Here is a 15,039-nt window from a genome sequence, read left to right as displayed (position 1 = left end):
TGACCGCCTAAAAGAATTAGATTTAATTATTAAAAAATGAAAATCGGCATCTTTTGGCAATGCCAAAACTAGATCGTAGGTATTGCCCATAATTGTAAATTATCAGACTAAGATTTATTTGGGCAGATTGGTAGTGCTTATGTGCATGTCAACTCTTGGGAAGTGCTTAAAAACCAAATAGCTGAATTGCAGAATATAGAAAATGGAGGAATTTCACAAGGTCGTGTGATTTATAATAGCCTAAGCAGTGATATGGCATCTATATGGATGCTAAACTTCTTAAAAAAGCATAGCTAAAAAATTGCTGAATTTTTAGAACTTAATTTTGATGAAGCAGCTTGGAAAAAAGATCAGCATTATCGAACCTAAGCTTTACAGCATATTCAGGTCATTGTTAAATCATTACAAATTTAGTAATTTAAAAGTTGATGTATTAATGGCTAAACAATCTCGATTTCTCTGTATTGGTGGTTTCCTCAATGGAACGCAAGTCAAAGACCAAGGCGGTAGCTTCGTCTGTGTCGAAAACTCTAAAAACGTGACTTATCGAAAAATGGAAATTTTCCATCAAGACGCATGGGACCATGACTACTATGTGTGTGAAACGACAACAGAGCAACAAGCTAGGAATTGGGTTTATGACATTGAGCCTAATTAATTTCGATTCATTTGGAAAAATCCAAAAAATAGAATACGACATGCGGATGTTGTTAAATAATAGACATTAAAAAGCCCCATTTTTCAGGGGCTAGTCGTATAGCTCGCGCCATACTCATATAAGGCTCATCTCATACTGAGCATATTAAAGCATATTTCTTAAATATTTTCAGCTCTTATTCAATGAGGGTTAAATCTGCTTTGTTTTCAAGTTTTAATGGACGTAAGGCAAAAATAGACCGCGTATGGCGCACACCTTTCATGGAGTATAAGTTCTTACGTAAAAAGCGTTCATAGTGCTCTGCATTTTTTACAGCGACTTTGAGTAAGTAGTCATAATCACCTGTGACTAAGTGCGCCTCAACGACTTCGGGCATATAGGCCAGTGCTTCACTAAATTGCTCCAAAATTTCATCATCATGGCGCTCAAGTGTAATTTCAATAAAAAACAACTCATTAATCCCAATCGCTTTGGGATTGATATTGGCAGTATAGCCTTCAATAATCTTTGCATTTTCAAGACGTTTAAGCCGTGTCCAACAAGGGGAGGAGGAAAGACCAACTTTTTCAGCTAACTGAGTCACAGTCAAACGCCCATCTTGACGAAGTTCTGACAAAATACGGCGGTCAATTTTATCTAAAACATGGCGATTGTCATTCATGTGCAATTCCTGCTAATAATTTTCTTTATAAATGGTTTTATGTGAAAATATTTCTCAAAAATACTTTGAAACAAGCAAATAATAGAGAAACTATTGAAGCGTCTTCTGATTACAATAAGCTTATTCAATCAAAGTCATTTGGGAGATTGGCTTTGATTTGTAAATAACACCATTTAAGGGAAGGGTGCCTTTACATGGTGTTATTTACGCACTTATTTACAGTATCTTCTGCTTCATTCGCTTTTGCTTAAACCAATAGGTAAGCGTTAAACATCCAATCCAGAGTGGGATCAATGCCACCGCAATACGCATATCAGGTGTCAGCCACATCACTACTAAAATCCCTAGCATAAATATAATGCAAATGTAATTACTTAACGGATACATCAGCACAGGGAATAAAGTCGGCTTTTTCAAAGCCAGCATGTGTTGCTTGAACTTTAAATGAGTCAGTGCCAACATCATCCAGTTAATTACAATCGCTGAAACCACAAGACTCATCAGCAACTTAAAGGCTTTTTCTGGAAAAATATAATTCAGTACCACACAGATCAATGTCACCAGTGCAGAGCATAAAATAGCAGCATAAGGGATGCCACGCTGGTTAATCTTCTTTAAGAACTGTGGTGCATTGCCTTGCTCAGCAAGTCCCAAGAGCATGCGACTGGTGCCATAGCTGGTGCCGTTATATACCGAGATGGCTGCAGTTAAAACTACAAAGTTCAGTACAGTTGCAACGCCTTGACTGCCCAATGAGTCAAAGATCAACACAAAAGGACTACCACCTTCTGCAATTTGATTCCATGGAAATAAGGAAAGCAGAACAATAATGGTTAGTACATAAAACAATAAAACACGATAGACAATTTGGTTTACGGCTTTAGGAATAGTTGTCGTTGGATTTTTGGTTTCTGCCGCAGCAATACCGACCAATTCAATTCCACCAAAAGAAAACATAATGATGGCCATTGCCATGATTAAGCCTGAAAGACCATTAGGAAAGAAACCGCCTAGAGCCCATAGGTTAGAAATGGAAGCAGTTTCGCCACCTTGCCCACTGGTAAGCAACCAAGCCCCATAAGCAATCATGCCAATGATCGCGAGAATTTTAATCATGGAGAATAAAAATTCTGTTTCGCCAAAGACTTTGACATGCAGCAGGTTGATGGCATTGATCAGTACAAAGAAAGCAAGTGCTGAAATCCACGTTGGAATTTCAGGCCACCAATATTGGACATAGAGGCCGATGGCGCTTAGCTCTGCCATGCAGACCAAGACATTGAGCACCCAATAGTTCCAGCCCGACATAAAGCCTGCAAAAGGGCTCCAAAATTTATAGGCGAAATAGCTAAAAGAGCCACTCACTGGTTCCTCAACCACCATTTCACCTAATTGGCGCATCATAAAAAAGGCAATTAAACCTGCAAGTGCATAACCTAAAATGACAGAGGGACCTGCCAGTTTAATGGTTTGAGAAATGCCTAAAAATAGACCCGTACCGATAGAGCCACCTAAAGCAATCAACTGAATATGGCGGTTGCTCAGCCCATGATTAAGCTGACGTTGCTGTTGTGCAGACATGATTCATCCATCTCTAGAACATGCGATAGACATCACATGAACTATGACTTAATAAAAATTTGTGATGGAAATATAATATTTATTTATCAATTAATAAAACTAAATTTATCAATGCTTGTGGTTTTTAGTTAAATATAGCGCTTGCTGGTTAAAATTAAACCAGCTCAGACAATGAGTGCTTGAACTGGTGTAATACGTGAGGTCGTGATTTATATGAGGTTAAGCCTGCAGTTGCGCTGCAATTTTGGGCCATAAGTTTTGGTGGGAACGTTTAAACATGGCCATGTGACCAATGCTTTTGTGCCCATAAGCCTGTGGTTTTAATTCAATATGTTCTGTTTGTGCATTGGGATAGAGGTTAAGCAGTCCTTTGACATTGGCCTGAGTGGCAATTTCATCATCCGATGCCCAAATTGAGGTAATGGCGCAACGAATTTGATGGTGGAAGTCCTCTTGGACTGTATTTCCTATGGCATTCATGACATAACCAGGTTTGCTACAAAACTGTGCCCATTCACGTGCCACATCTTTAGGCAAGTTTTCACCCATCCCGATGGCTTGAGTTGGGCCGTAGCCCAATGTATATCGAGCAATTGGGAAGATTAGCTTAAACATGACTGGAGCGAGTAGTTTGGTGCGGCCCTTTAAGTCTTTAACGTGTCCAGTAGAACCAGCAATAGCTACCACCTTTGCCACTTTTTTAAAGTTGGGATTAATACCTAAAAGTTGCCCACCTGCACTATGCCCGAGCAAGATCACTTGAGTTGCTTGGGTTTTATCTAATAGAGCATCTACCGCAGCAGGAATATCCAATTGTCCCCACTGTACAATACTCGCTTTTGACTGTTTAAGTGGTTCGTGCAGAGATTTCCCAATTCCACGGAAGTCAAAAACCAAAACAGCATAACCTTGTTCAGCAAGCCACGATGCAAAATGGTGGTAAAACTGTTGGGTAATGCCAGTTGCAGGGCAGATTAAAATAGGAAAAGTTTGCTGCGTAGCTTGGGCAGTATAAAAGCGTCCACTGAGTGAATAATGGTCGGAACAGGTGATGTTGAGCGTTTCGTAATTCTGCATGGTTGGCGTATATATTTAAGTTGTTCATACTTTACTTGAGTTCCAAAAAGAAACTTGTCAAATCTATGACTTTAAAGTCAAGCGGATTTGTATAAAATGGATCGAAAATAAAAAGGAAAACACATGCAGTTTGTTGAATTAGAGATGTCAGTTAAATTCGCACTTTTATTCAGTGCAATTTTTCTATTTGTAGGCATGCTAACTGGGGTGTGGAAATATGCTCAAATTCGCCATTCACCACAATTTCGCGCGCATTATTATGTCGATATCGCACATCGTAGTAGTTTGCTATATGCACCTGCTAGCTTAATCATTGCCGTCATGGCGGTCATTTCAGTGTGGTCAGAGCCTGTAAATATGTTGTTTGTGGCAATTAATCTATTCTTTTTTAGCTTTTCGATACTGAGCTATATTGTGCATGGTGTATTACAAGATACCAATAACCAGTTTCGTAGTCCGCACATTTTAGGCAAATGGATTTTACCCAAATCAGTCATGGTGATGGCAATGATGGCTTTGGTTGTAGGGGAAATTGTGGCAACTTTTGGATTATTATGGGGTATGTTTTTAGGTTTATTCTAAGTTATTATGATTTTTAGTCTTGGTACTTTTACAAAGGTGGATGACTGATCATCCACCTGTTTGCTAGTCAATTGACTGTGTGGCCTTTCGGAATTTTTGGTCGACAACTGCCCATAAGTAAAAGGCCAGTGAAACGACAATAGCATAAATAAAATATTCAGCTTTAAGGTTACCTTGAATTAAGCCATGCATGATCATAATAACCATCAGGGCAATGGTGGTACTTAAATACGTCACCATATTCTTGTTTGCCTTCAGAGCGCTAATGAAGACTTGCTTGTTGAAATGTAATGATAACATCTCCATCCCTCCTTGAGTTTTTGACTAAAAACCAATGTATTTAGTCGGGTTAGTTCATACTGTTGTACTGCTAAAATTTGAGTTGATCAAGAGCAAAACAAACTATTTTTCAGAAAAATTATGCTATACCAATCAAAATATAAGTATGTAGCATTTTTTTAGCGAATAAATAGTATTTCCGTACGGTATAAGATAGCAAATAAATGTTCTGCCTAAGCTTATATGCCCATTGTATAAAGCAATATTGATGCCATGAATGGCATGATAGGATGGGCTTTAACGGTTTTTTTGTTTTCTAATTCTAAATTTATAAGAGATATGAAGTGCTTGGTATACGACTTTAGCGGTGTATGGTTTATGTATAGAAACGTACAAAAACTGATGTGAGCTAAAATGAAACAATATATGTACATTTGGATAAAATGTGACAAATATTGATCATAATTAAAATCAGGTTTGGGTAAAACAAGATTTTAATGACATCAGTTTGTGTTTACTTTTTCACTTTGTCGATCACAACTGCAATGATAAATACAATGAGTGATGGAATTAGCCATGCAAGATTTTGTTCTGCAAGTGGCAGGTGAGTGAGGGTATAAGGAAGTTCAAAGTTGGCCACTTTTAAACCATCAAGAATACCAAAGACTAATGAAATAGCTGTAACTGGTGCAATTACACGTCTAGGATGGTTAAAGTATTTCCAGCCAAAGCTCAGCATAATCACCACAATCGCTGGTGGATAGATTGCACTTAAAACAGGCACAGAAAAGGCAATCAGTTTGGTTAAACCTAAATTGGAAATAACAAAAGAGAAGCCAATCAGGATGAAGACCCAAGTTTTGTAGCCAATTTTAGAAATTGAGCTGAAATATTCGGCACATGCGCAGGTTAGACCAATCGCAGTAACCATACACGCAATGAAAATCATACCTGACAGGAAAAATGAACCTAAGTCACCAAATGCATGTTGAACATATGCATGCAGGATCACTGCACCATTGCTCGCATTTGCTGCGACTTCGTGACTTCCGAGGCCAAGTTTGAATAAGCTTAGATAAACTAAAGTTAAGCCAATACCAGAGATAATACTTGCAATCACTGCATAACGTGTAATTAGCTTAGGGTTGCTGACCCCACGTGAACGAATGGCTTGAATAATTACAATACCAAAAACCAGTGCACCTAAAGTATCCATGGTCAGGTAACCATTGACAAAACCTTCAGAAACAGGGCTATCAATATAGTTGTTAATGGCTGGTGGAACAAAACCTGTTGGAATCACCATTGCGGCGATACCTAAGGTGGCTAAAGATAAGATCTTTAACGGAGAAAGTACATAACCAACCGTATCTAAAATCTTGTTTGGATACAGTGCAATGAGAGTGACGACACTAAAGTAAATTGCACTATAGATCAACAAGCTGCTACTTGATGTTCCAAGATAAGATGAAAAACCTATTTCATAGGAAACGGTTGCTGTGCGTGGTGTTGCAAACAGTGGTCCGACAGTTAAGTAACATGTAATGGTTAAAATGAGACTGGCTATTTTACCCAATGGCGAACTTAAAATCTGAATCGAACCCTCGACACGAGATAGCGCAATAATAGTGATGACAGGTAAGCCTACAGCGGTGATTAGAAAACCAAACGCTGCTAGCCAAACATGTTCACCCGCTTGTTGAGCCACAATCGGTGGAAAGATAATGTTGCCCGCACCAATGAAGAGTGCGAAAGTCATAAAACCCAAAGCAACAATATCCCGAGTACGGAGACTTGTCATAAAAGGGAGATCGAGTTGAACAAAGGGGACGATTTTAGTGCATAAGTGTATTTTTGGCTAATTTATTTCATGGGTAGTATTAAATTTTTTTATAAGATGAAAAGTGAATATATCAACACGTAAAAAATGGGTTGATATATGTGTTTGATTATCCATTTTAAAATAGAAAAATTATAAATATTAAAAGCTTGGGTTTTAATATTTTGATCATCCAATATTGTAGTTTGAGTGGCTTAAAACTATACAAATTATTTTCAATATGAGGCTTTACTATCGTAAGACGATTTAAGTTTGAACAAAAACAATGTGAAAAGGACTATACTTGCGACTTCATAATTGAGGGTATTTCAATGCGTGGCTTAAATGTGAGCATAAAAACTGAACAAGATGTAGAAAAACTGCGTATATCTGGTCGTTTGGCTGCCGAAGTTTTAGCGATGATTGGTGAGCATGTGAAGCCAGGCGTTACGACGGAATATCTAGATGATATTTGTCATGACTTCATTGTAAATACTCTAAAAGTAACGCCTGCCAATATTGGTTATCACGGTTATACCAAGACTACCTGTATTTCACCAAATGAAGTGGTCTGTCACGGCATCCCATCGCCGAATGTTGTATTGAAAGATGGCGATATTATTAATATTGATGTGGCGATTATTAAAGATGGCTACTTTGGTGACACTAGTCGTATGTATTACGTGGGTACAGTAAAGCCAGCAGCTAAAAAGTTAGTTGATACGACTTATGAGGCGATGGTTGCAGGTATTCATGCTGTGAAGCAAGGTGCCACTTTGGGTGATATTGGTTATGCCATCCAGACAGTTGCGCACCGTGAAGGCTATAGTGTGGTACGTGAATATTGTGGTCATGGTATCGGTAAGGTGTATCACGAACAGCCAAGCGTATTGCACTATGGTCAACCAGGTAAAGGAATGCAACTTAAAGCGGGCATGGTGTTTACCATTGAACCGATGATTAATATGGGTAAAGCACATGTCAAAGAACTTAAGGATGGTTGGACCGTTGTTACAGCAGATCACTCTTTGACTGCGCAGTGGGAGCATATGGTACTCGTGACTGAAACAGGTTTTGAGTTGCTGTCTCCTTGGCCTGAAGGCACGGGCAGTTATCCAGAAATTTAACTCGATGTTTTGTGTGCGGTTAAATTTTAGACTTTGGTCTAGCTTTGTGGTCTAAAAGCTAAATTAAGTCTTAAAAGCAATAACTGATATTTCTAAGCCCCTTTATTTGTCGTATCTTTGATGCTTTTTGATTAAAACTTATACATGTAAGCTATTGGTCTGGGCTTTATGTTTTCACTAAAATAGTTTCCAAGATACTCGCTGTAGTTTCTTATTTTTGAAAGTTTATGAGCTTATCCACCTCGGTTAAGCTCTTTTTTTTCCCAAAAATATTTATTTTTTAGGCATTGAGTCTATATTGGCTTGGTTTAAAGGGACTTATTTGAACTCAATTGATCAATTAAATAATCAATAAACACGCGTACAGCAGGCAGTAAACCACGACGTGAAGGATATACTGCATGAAAAATACCATGCGGTGCTTTCCAGTCGGGCAAGACACGAACCAGCTCACCACTTTTTACCATATCTTGTACGATGCTGTCTGGAAGTAAGGCAATACCGCAGTTTTTACGGACTAGTTGAGCCAACATACTCAAATCAGAGCCCATCACTACAGGGTTTACGCGTATTTTCTTTTGTTGCTGTGCATCATTATGTACGATGATATGTTGATCTAAATGCTCATCGACCATACTCAAAATATGATGTTGGCTTAAATCTTCGGGTTGTTTCAGTTCGCCAAATTCATTCAAATACGCTTGGCTGGCAAATAAATGCTGTTCGATGTTCTCAAATTTGCGAATCACTAAACTTGGATCATCATCTAAGTTGGAGCGGACACGAAGGGCAATATCAAAACCTTCATTGATAATGTCAACTCGGCGATTGGTCACCATCATTTGTACTTTGATTTCAGGGTAGGCTTTTAAGAATCCTGGAAGAATGCGTGCAATTTCATTTTGTGCAATTGAGACAGGTAGGCTGAGTTTGATCACACCACGGGGTTGTAAGCTGAGATGATCGACCAAGTCGTGTGCGGCTTGTGCAGCATTCATCATCACTTGCGCATGACGGTAAATGTTCATCCCGATATCGGTCACTGCGAAATGTCGAGAACTGCGTTGAATGAGACGGACCCCTAAGCGTTCTTCAAGATTATACACGCGTCGACTGAGCTTGGATTTGGGAATGTCTGTTGCGCGTTCTGCTGCACTAAACCCGCCATGTTCAACCACTTGAGCAAAACAATAAAAATCATCTAAATCGCTTAACATTCACCATGTCCATTTGTGCAACGATGTGCTTAATTAAAAAGTGATCGTTGCGATTTGTCAATTTTGAAATTGTAGAGATTCAATTAAAAAGACTTAATTATTCAAGGTGTTTCACTGTGTTTTTTTGCTTGCTCGAGTATCTCAAGTACCATTTTATATTCCTCAAAACGTGCAAAGTCGCGAGATGTTGGATTGTTTATGCGCGCAAGGTTCATATTGTCTAGCACATCAACATATTTGACTTGGGTTGCAAGAGGGTTTAATACAGTGCGTTTGGCTGCTTCCAAACGGGATTCGCCTGTTTGTTTGGTGAGGGCTTGTATGGCTTGAATAATTTCGGTACTGAAGCCAAGCTCTTTTAAGTCTTCAGCAGTCGTTGCGGTATCTTCCAAAATGTCATGCAACACAGCAATGATTTGTAGGGTGGGATTGGAAAATTGCAACATGAGGCGTAGTGGATGCAGGATGTAAGGTTGTCCAGCCTTATCGAGCTGTCCTGCATGTTGAGTTGTAGCCAATACAATGGCATTTTCCAAAGTCGACATGATTGTTCTAGGCACTTTATCCTATGCTAAACTTCGCAGCATCTTTGTTTAAAAACTAAATTATGACTTACCAATTGATCTCATTAGACTGTGAAGCGACAGATCCTGTAGCGTGTCCACACTGCCAACAACAGGTGATTGATTGGTCACAAGAACAGTATGTTCAGCCCTGTGAACATACCTTATTTATTGCAATGGATATTGGCTTTGAATATATCACAGATGAGTTTGAAGTGACTATGCAGCGCAGTGTTGATGATCTCCATGCACATGATGATCAAGTCATTATGTTTGAAGAGTTAACGCAAGCCAGTTACCCGAAATTTATTATATTAAAAGCACCACTTGGTGTTGAAGGTTATTCACGCTATTTAGGCTTCACGGCTTAAACAATAAAAGCGCCATTGTGGCGCTTTTATTTTGAGTCAGTTATGAAGCTGCTTTTAGTTTTCTAAAGCTTCTTCTTCACTTTCATCATCTGCGGTATCCATACCGAGTTCTTTGAGTTTGCGGGTGAGAGTGTTACGCCCCCAACCGAGTAACTCAGCCGCATGCCGTTTACGGCCACGGGTTTGTTGTAGCGCAGCAATGATTAAAGTGCGTTCGAACATCGGGGTGGCGATATCGAGAATTTTCATCTCGCCATTTTTTAGCTTCTGTACAGCCCATTGACCCAATAACTCATCCCAATGATGAACTGCAATACGGTCTAGATTATGTGCGGACTGCGCATCTTCACCTGAGCGTGTAATTGGAATTTGCTTCAGTTCTGATGGTAGATCTTCAGGATAGACTTCACGTCCTGTAATCATGACTGTTAGCCAGCGACAGGTGTTCTCGAGCTGACGTACGTTGCCTTGCCAAGGTAACTGTTGCATATATTCTTGCGTTTCTGGGCGAAGGATTTTAGGGCTTACACCTAATTCTTTGCCCGCACGTGCCAAGAAGTGCTGCGCCAACATTGGGATGTCTTCGCTACGATGTGCCAGTTTTGGAATGTGAATACGAATCACGTTCAGACGGTGATATAAGTCTTCACGGAAGCGGCCATCATGTACCAGTTTTTCTAAGTCTTGGTGTGTTGCTGCGACAATACGGACATCTACTTTTACTGGAATATGACCACCGACACGGTAGAACTCGCCATCAGCCAGCACCCGCAGTAAACGCGTTTGAGTTTCAAAAGGCATATCGCCAATTTCATCTAAAAACAGCGTTCCGCCATTGGCTTGTTCAAAGCGACCTTGTCGTTGTGTATTTGCTCCTGTAAATGCACCTTTTTCATGACCAAAAAGTTCTGTTTCAATCAGGTCTTTTGGAATCGCGGCCATGTTGAGCGCAATGAAAGGTTTGCTGCTACGTGGTGAGTGACGGTGTAAAGCATGCGCAACCAACTCTTTACCTGTACCAGATTCACCATTAATCAGCACGGTAATGTGTGACTGAGACAAACGACCAATCGCACGGAAAACTTCCTGCATGGCAGGAGACTCGCCAATGATCTCGGTCGATTGAATCGGTTGTACCGTTTTTGCTGATTCTTGCTGCTGCATTTTGGTGATGTGCAAAATCGCACGATTCACTAAAGCCAAGGCTTCATCAATATCAAAAGGCTTAGGTAAATATTCAAATGCGCCTGTTTGATAACTTGAAACAGCAGATTCTAGATCGGAGTGAGCCGTCATAATAATGACAGGTAGGTCAGGATAGTTAGCTTTAACTTTCGCTAAAAAAGTTAAGCCATCAATGCCGGGCATACGAATATCAGTCAAAATCACATCGGGTGCATCTAAACTGAGTTGGTCTAAAGCGGATTGAGCTTCTTCAAAGCTTGTGACGTCAAAACCTTCTTCTTTGAACGTTTTTTCCAGCACCCAGCGCATGGCGCGATCGTCATCAATTACCCATATTTTATTTCGCGACATGGTTTAACTCCCAAGGTATATATAAGCTAAAAGTTGTTTTTCCGGGAACAGATTGGCATTCAATCATTCCGTTATGTTGATGCATAATATTTTGCGCAATACTTAAACCCAGTCCTGTGCCTTTAGCACGACCCGTGACCAGTGGGTAAAACACGGATTCTAAAATTTCTTCTGGAACGCCTGGACCATTGTCTTCTATATCAATCCGTACCACAGAGCGTTGCAGTACACCATTGATGGTCACTAAACGTTGAATACGGGTGCGTAACATGAGTTCAGGTTGATGGTCGACAAAGAACTCTTTATTTTCAGTCATGGCTTGCACTGCATTGACGCTAATGTTCAACATGACTTGGATTAGTTGATCACGATCGGCCATCACTTCAGGTAATGACAAATCATAATCACGGGTGATCTTAATTTTCTTTTTGGTTTGGTTGGTAATGAGTGAACGAACACGCTCTAAGGGTTCATGTACATTCACCAACTCATAACTTGGGAGCTGACGAGAACCAAGCATGGTGTCTGCTAAATTACGTAAGCGATCGACTTCACTAATAATAATATCAGTGAACTCGCTGTATTGCGGATCATTGAGGCTACGTGCTAACAGTTGTGTAGCACCACGAATTCCGCCCAGAGGGTTTTTAATTTCATGTGCAACACCGCGAATCAGTTGGCGTGCGACTTGATGTTGTTGTAAAAAATTTTCTTCCTTGGAAATTTTGAGCATTCGATCAATCGGATTGATCTCAATTAAAAGCAAAGGATGATAAGGTTTATTTGAATTCAGCTGTGACACCGTATAGTCAACATGAATATCTTTAAAGTTAACCTTTATAATGGCTTCACGACGGGTGTAGTGTTGTCCCGAGTTTAAAGTGTTTAGAAGTGCTTCTTCCGTATTGAACTCATCATTGGGCGCATGGAGTAAATTAAGCGCAGGTTGGCCAGAGGCACGTAAAAGACTGATATCAAATAATGCTTCGCAAGAGGAATTTAAGTAAAAAATATTTAATTTACTGTCGACCAATAAAATCGCAGTGGTTAAATTGTCCACTAAAAGTCGGTAGTCGATAGAAATAGGGTGATCCATTAGCGAATGTATCCTGTATTAAAATAGCGCAATGGCATCTTGATAAAGCATTAAGCGTTCCAAATAGCGGACTGAATTGATGCAAATTAAGCAAAATGCACGCCAACTTTGATTTTGTATAGTGGAATGAGCACACTTTTTTTGCGGAATGCGCTGTAAATGAACGATTGGCTTAAGATATAGCGGATTCTAAAAATCAAGTAAACTGAAAGTGGCTTAAAATGGTGCGTTATTTAAATTTTACTACACTATTAGCTTTATTTTAGTGCATTGCACAAAGAGTATGGAATCGACCTATTTTTATAAACAGAAAAGACATACAATACGCGCATTCTAGTGGAGCGCAGATTCATGAAATCCCCCAAAGTCGGTTTTGTTTCTTTAGGTTGTCCTAAGGCATTGGTTGATTCCGAACGAATTTTAACTCAGTTGAAGACTGAAGGTTATGATGTAGCATCAGATTATGATGGTGCGGATTTAGTTGTTGTAAATACCTGTGGTTTTATTGAATCTGCAGTGCAAGAGTCTTTAGATGCCATTGGCGAAGCCATGAGTGCGAACGGTCGTGTAATCGTTACGGGCTGCCTAGGTAAAGACGAAGACAAAATTCGCCAAATGCACCCAAATGTCTTAAAAGTGACAGGGGCAGCAGCATATCAAGAAGTGATGGAAGCTGTGCACCAATACGTGCCTGAGCCACCAAAACACAACCCATTTATTGACCTTGTTCCAGAACAAGGGATTCGTTTAACGCCGAAGCATTATGCGTACTTAAAAATCTCAGAAGGGTGCAACCATCGTTGTACCTTCTGCATTATTCCAAGTATGCGTGGTGACTTAGTGTCTCGCCCAGTCGGTTCTGTATTAGAAGAAGCGGCTGCGCTTAAACGTGCCGGTGTAAAAGAAGTACTCGTTATCTCCCAAGATACTTCTGCTTACGGCCTCGATACCAAATACAAATTAGACTTTTGGAATGGTCAACCTGTTAAGACAAAGTTCTATGACATGTGTGAGGCTTTAGGTCAACTGGGTATTTGGGTGCGTTTGCACTATGTCTATCCATATCCACATGTGGATGCAGTGATTGACTTGATGGCACAAGGCAAAATTTTGCCTTATTTGGATATTCCATTCCAACATGCAAGTCCAAAAGTTTTAAAACTAATGAAACGACCTGCACATAGTGAAAATACCCTTGAGCGTTTAAAGTTGTGGCGTGAAAAATGTCCTGACTTGGTGATTCGTTCAACCTTCGTTGTGGGTTTCCCAGGAGAAACTGAAGAAGATTTTGAAATCTTACTTGAGTGGTTAAAAGAAGCACAACTTGATCGCGTGGGCTGCTTTACCTATTCACCTGTTGAAGGCGCAACAGCAAACGACTTGCCAGATCACGTGCCTGAAGAAATTAAGCAACAGCGTTATGAACGCTTTATGGAAGTGCAACAGGCGATTTCTGCTGCAAAACTTCAAAAGCGTGTTGGTCAGAAAATGACGGTGCTGGTCGATGAACTGGAAGAAGAGTTCCCAGTTGCGATTGCACGTTCATACGCAGATGCTCCTGAAATTGATGGCAATGTCTTTGTGGAAGATATTGATAAAAGCCAGATTAAATCAGGTGATTTGTTAGAAGTCGAAATTACCGATGCAGATGAATATGATCTGTATGCACAATTGATTTCGATTAAATCGAATTAAGACACAAATAAAATTTTAAAATTTAGATATTGGAGTTATTACGATGTTGGATTCTAAAAAACCACGTTTTGAGCGCATCTTGCTGAAACTTTCTGGTGAAGCATTGGCTGGAAATAAAGATATGGGGATCGACGCTCAAGTGCTTGATCAGATGTCTTTGTCGATTGCTCACTTAGTTGGTTTGGGTGTGCAGGTCGGAATCGTTGTGGGTGGTGGTAACCTGTATCGTGGTAGTCAATTACAGAAAGATGGTTTGGTTGGTCGTGTAACGGGTGACCAAATGGGTATGCTTGCAACCGTGATGAATGGTTTGGCTCTACGCGATGCTTTGGTGCGTCGTAACATCAAAACCCGTTTAATGTCAGCACTTCCAATTGGTGCAGTGGTTGAATCATATTCAAGCCGTGATGCAATTCGCCACCTGACCCAAGGTGAAGTATGTGTGTTTGTAGCAGGTACAGGTAATCCATTCTTTACTACAGATACAGCAGCATGTTTACGTGGTATTGAGATCGAAGCAGACCTTATCTTGAAAGCAACGAAAGTTGACGGTGTCTACAACAAAGACCCAAGTAAATACGATGATGCAGTGAAATATGACAGTCTGACATTTGATCAAGTGCTAGATGAAAAACTGGGTGTGATGGATTTAACAGCGATTTGCTTATGTCGTGACCACAATGTACCGCTTCAAGTCTTTGATATGAATAAAGCAGGTTCACTGCTTTCAGTGGTTATGGGTGAAAAAGAGGGTACTCACGTAACGAACTAATGTAC

The 15,039-nt window shown here is 40.0% G+C and carries 15 protein-coding genes; 6 read left to right on the top strand and 9 right to left on the bottom strand.

The genetic code is table 11. The annotated features are described in order from the left end of the window. Nucleotides 1-436: 436 nt before the first annotated feature. A complete protein-coding gene (locus GBI16_RS10510) occupies nt 437-658 on the top strand; it encodes a hypothetical protein (protein ID WP_086208227.1) in 222 nt (73 codons plus the stop codon). 175 nt (nt 659-833) lie between these two features. On the opposite strand, the gene GBI16_RS10505 is transcribed toward GBI16_RS10510, so the two are convergent. The 3 genes from GBI16_RS10505 to GBI16_RS10495 form a co-directional block, all read right to left on the bottom strand. Beyond that, nucleotides 834-1,319 carry an Lrp/AsnC family transcriptional regulator gene (locus GBI16_RS10505; RefSeq protein ID WP_086207634.1) on the bottom strand — a complete coding sequence of 162 codons (486 nt, stop codon included), beginning with the start codon at nt 1,317-1,319 and terminating at the stop codon, nt 834-836. A 216-nt stretch (nt 1,320-1,535) separates the two neighbouring features. Continuing rightward, the gene (locus GBI16_RS10500) at nt 1,536-2,900 is read right to left on the bottom strand and encodes an amino acid permease (protein WP_086207633.1); all 1,365 of its coding nucleotides are present in this window, start codon (nt 2,898-2,900) and stop codon (nt 1,536-1,538) included. A gap of 219 nt (nt 2,901-3,119) precedes the next feature. Continuing rightward, the gene (locus GBI16_RS10495) at nt 3,120-3,977 is read right to left on the bottom strand and encodes an alpha/beta fold hydrolase (RefSeq protein ID WP_086207632.1); all 858 of its coding nucleotides are present in this window, start codon (nt 3,975-3,977) and stop codon (nt 3,120-3,122) included. Between the two features lie 123 nt (nt 3,978-4,100). Here GBI16_RS10495 and GBI16_RS10490 point away from each other — a divergent pair, with 123 nt between their 5' ends. Next, on the top strand, nt 4,101-4,559 hold the full coding sequence (locus GBI16_RS10490; RefSeq protein ID WP_086207631.1) for a hypothetical protein: 459 nt from the start codon (nt 4,101-4,103) through the stop codon (nt 4,557-4,559). Between the two features lie 63 nt (nt 4,560-4,622). Here GBI16_RS10490 and GBI16_RS10485 read toward each other — a convergent pair whose 3' ends face one another. Together GBI16_RS10485 and brnQ are read right to left on the bottom strand one after the other, a co-directional pair. Next, nucleotides 4,623-4,859 (bottom strand): hypothetical protein, encoded by a 237-nt coding sequence (locus GBI16_RS10485; protein ID WP_086207630.1) that lies wholly within the window; start codon nt 4,857-4,859, stop codon nt 4,623-4,625. Nucleotides 4,860-5,352: 493 nt separating this feature from the next. Next, a complete protein-coding gene (brnQ, locus tag GBI16_RS10480) occupies nt 5,353-6,639 on the bottom strand; it encodes a branched-chain amino acid transport system II carrier protein (protein WP_086207629.1) in 1,287 nt (428 codons plus the stop codon). Between the two features lie 350 nt (nt 6,640-6,989). On the opposite strand from brnQ, the gene map reads away from it, so the two are divergent. Further along, a complete protein-coding gene (gene map, locus GBI16_RS10475) occupies nt 6,990-7,784 on the top strand; it encodes a type I methionyl aminopeptidase (protein WP_086207628.1) in 795 nt (264 codons plus the stop codon). Nucleotides 7,785-8,092: 308 nt separating this feature from the next. Here map and GBI16_RS10470 read toward each other — a convergent pair whose 3' ends face one another. Both GBI16_RS10470 and GBI16_RS10465 read right to left on the bottom strand, forming a co-directional pair. Beyond that, nucleotides 8,093-9,001 carry a LysR family transcriptional regulator gene (locus GBI16_RS10470; RefSeq protein WP_086207627.1) on the bottom strand — a complete coding sequence of 303 codons (909 nt, stop codon included), beginning with the start codon at nt 8,999-9,001 and terminating at the stop codon, nt 8,093-8,095. A gap of 101 nt (nt 9,002-9,102) precedes the next feature. Beyond that, a complete protein-coding gene (locus GBI16_RS10465) occupies nt 9,103-9,546 on the bottom strand; it encodes a phosphohydrolase (RefSeq protein ID WP_086207626.1) in 444 nt (147 codons plus the stop codon). A 62-nt stretch (nt 9,547-9,608) separates the two neighbouring features. Here GBI16_RS10465 and GBI16_RS10460 point away from each other — a divergent pair, with 62 nt between their 5' ends. Continuing rightward, nucleotides 9,609-9,935 (top strand): hypothetical protein, encoded by a 327-nt coding sequence (locus tag GBI16_RS10460; protein ID WP_086207625.1) that lies wholly within the window; start codon nt 9,609-9,611, stop codon nt 9,933-9,935. Nucleotides 9,936-9,989: 54 nt separating this feature from the next. Here the strand turns inward: GBI16_RS10460 and glnG are convergent, their stop codons facing one another. Both glnG and glnL read right to left on the bottom strand, forming a co-directional pair. Then, a complete protein-coding gene (gene glnG, locus GBI16_RS10455) occupies nt 9,990-11,471 on the bottom strand; it encodes a nitrogen regulation protein NR(I) (protein WP_086207624.1) in 1,482 nt (493 codons plus the stop codon). After that, the gene (glnL, locus tag GBI16_RS10450; RefSeq protein ID WP_004696555.1) at nt 11,458-12,567 is read right to left on the bottom strand and encodes a nitrogen regulation protein NR(II); all 1,110 of its coding nucleotides are present in this window, start codon (nt 12,565-12,567) and stop codon (nt 11,458-11,460) included. The genes glnG and glnL overlap by 14 nt, the downstream gene beginning before the upstream one ends. 351 nt (nt 12,568-12,918) lie before the next feature. Between glnL and rimO the strand changes: the two genes are divergently transcribed. Both rimO and pyrH read left to right on the top strand, forming a co-directional pair. Continuing rightward, the gene (gene rimO, locus GBI16_RS10445; RefSeq protein ID WP_151707034.1) at nt 12,919-14,262 is read left to right on the top strand and encodes a 30S ribosomal protein S12 methylthiotransferase RimO; all 1,344 of its coding nucleotides are present in this window, start codon (nt 12,919-12,921) and stop codon (nt 14,260-14,262) included. A gap of 43 nt (nt 14,263-14,305) precedes the next feature. Continuing rightward, on the top strand, nt 14,306-15,034 hold the full coding sequence (gene pyrH, locus GBI16_RS10440) for a UMP kinase (RefSeq protein WP_086207622.1): 729 nt from the start codon (nt 14,306-14,308) through the stop codon (nt 15,032-15,034). Nucleotides 15,035-15,039: the final 5 nt, after the last annotated feature.

The organism is Acinetobacter sp. TUM15064 (assembly GCF_008980265.1).
GTDB lineage: Bacteria > Pseudomonadota > Gammaproteobacteria > Pseudomonadales > Moraxellaceae > Acinetobacter.
The sequence above is the reverse complement of the archived record's forward strand: the minus strand, read 5'-3'. Positions and strand labels throughout refer to the sequence as shown.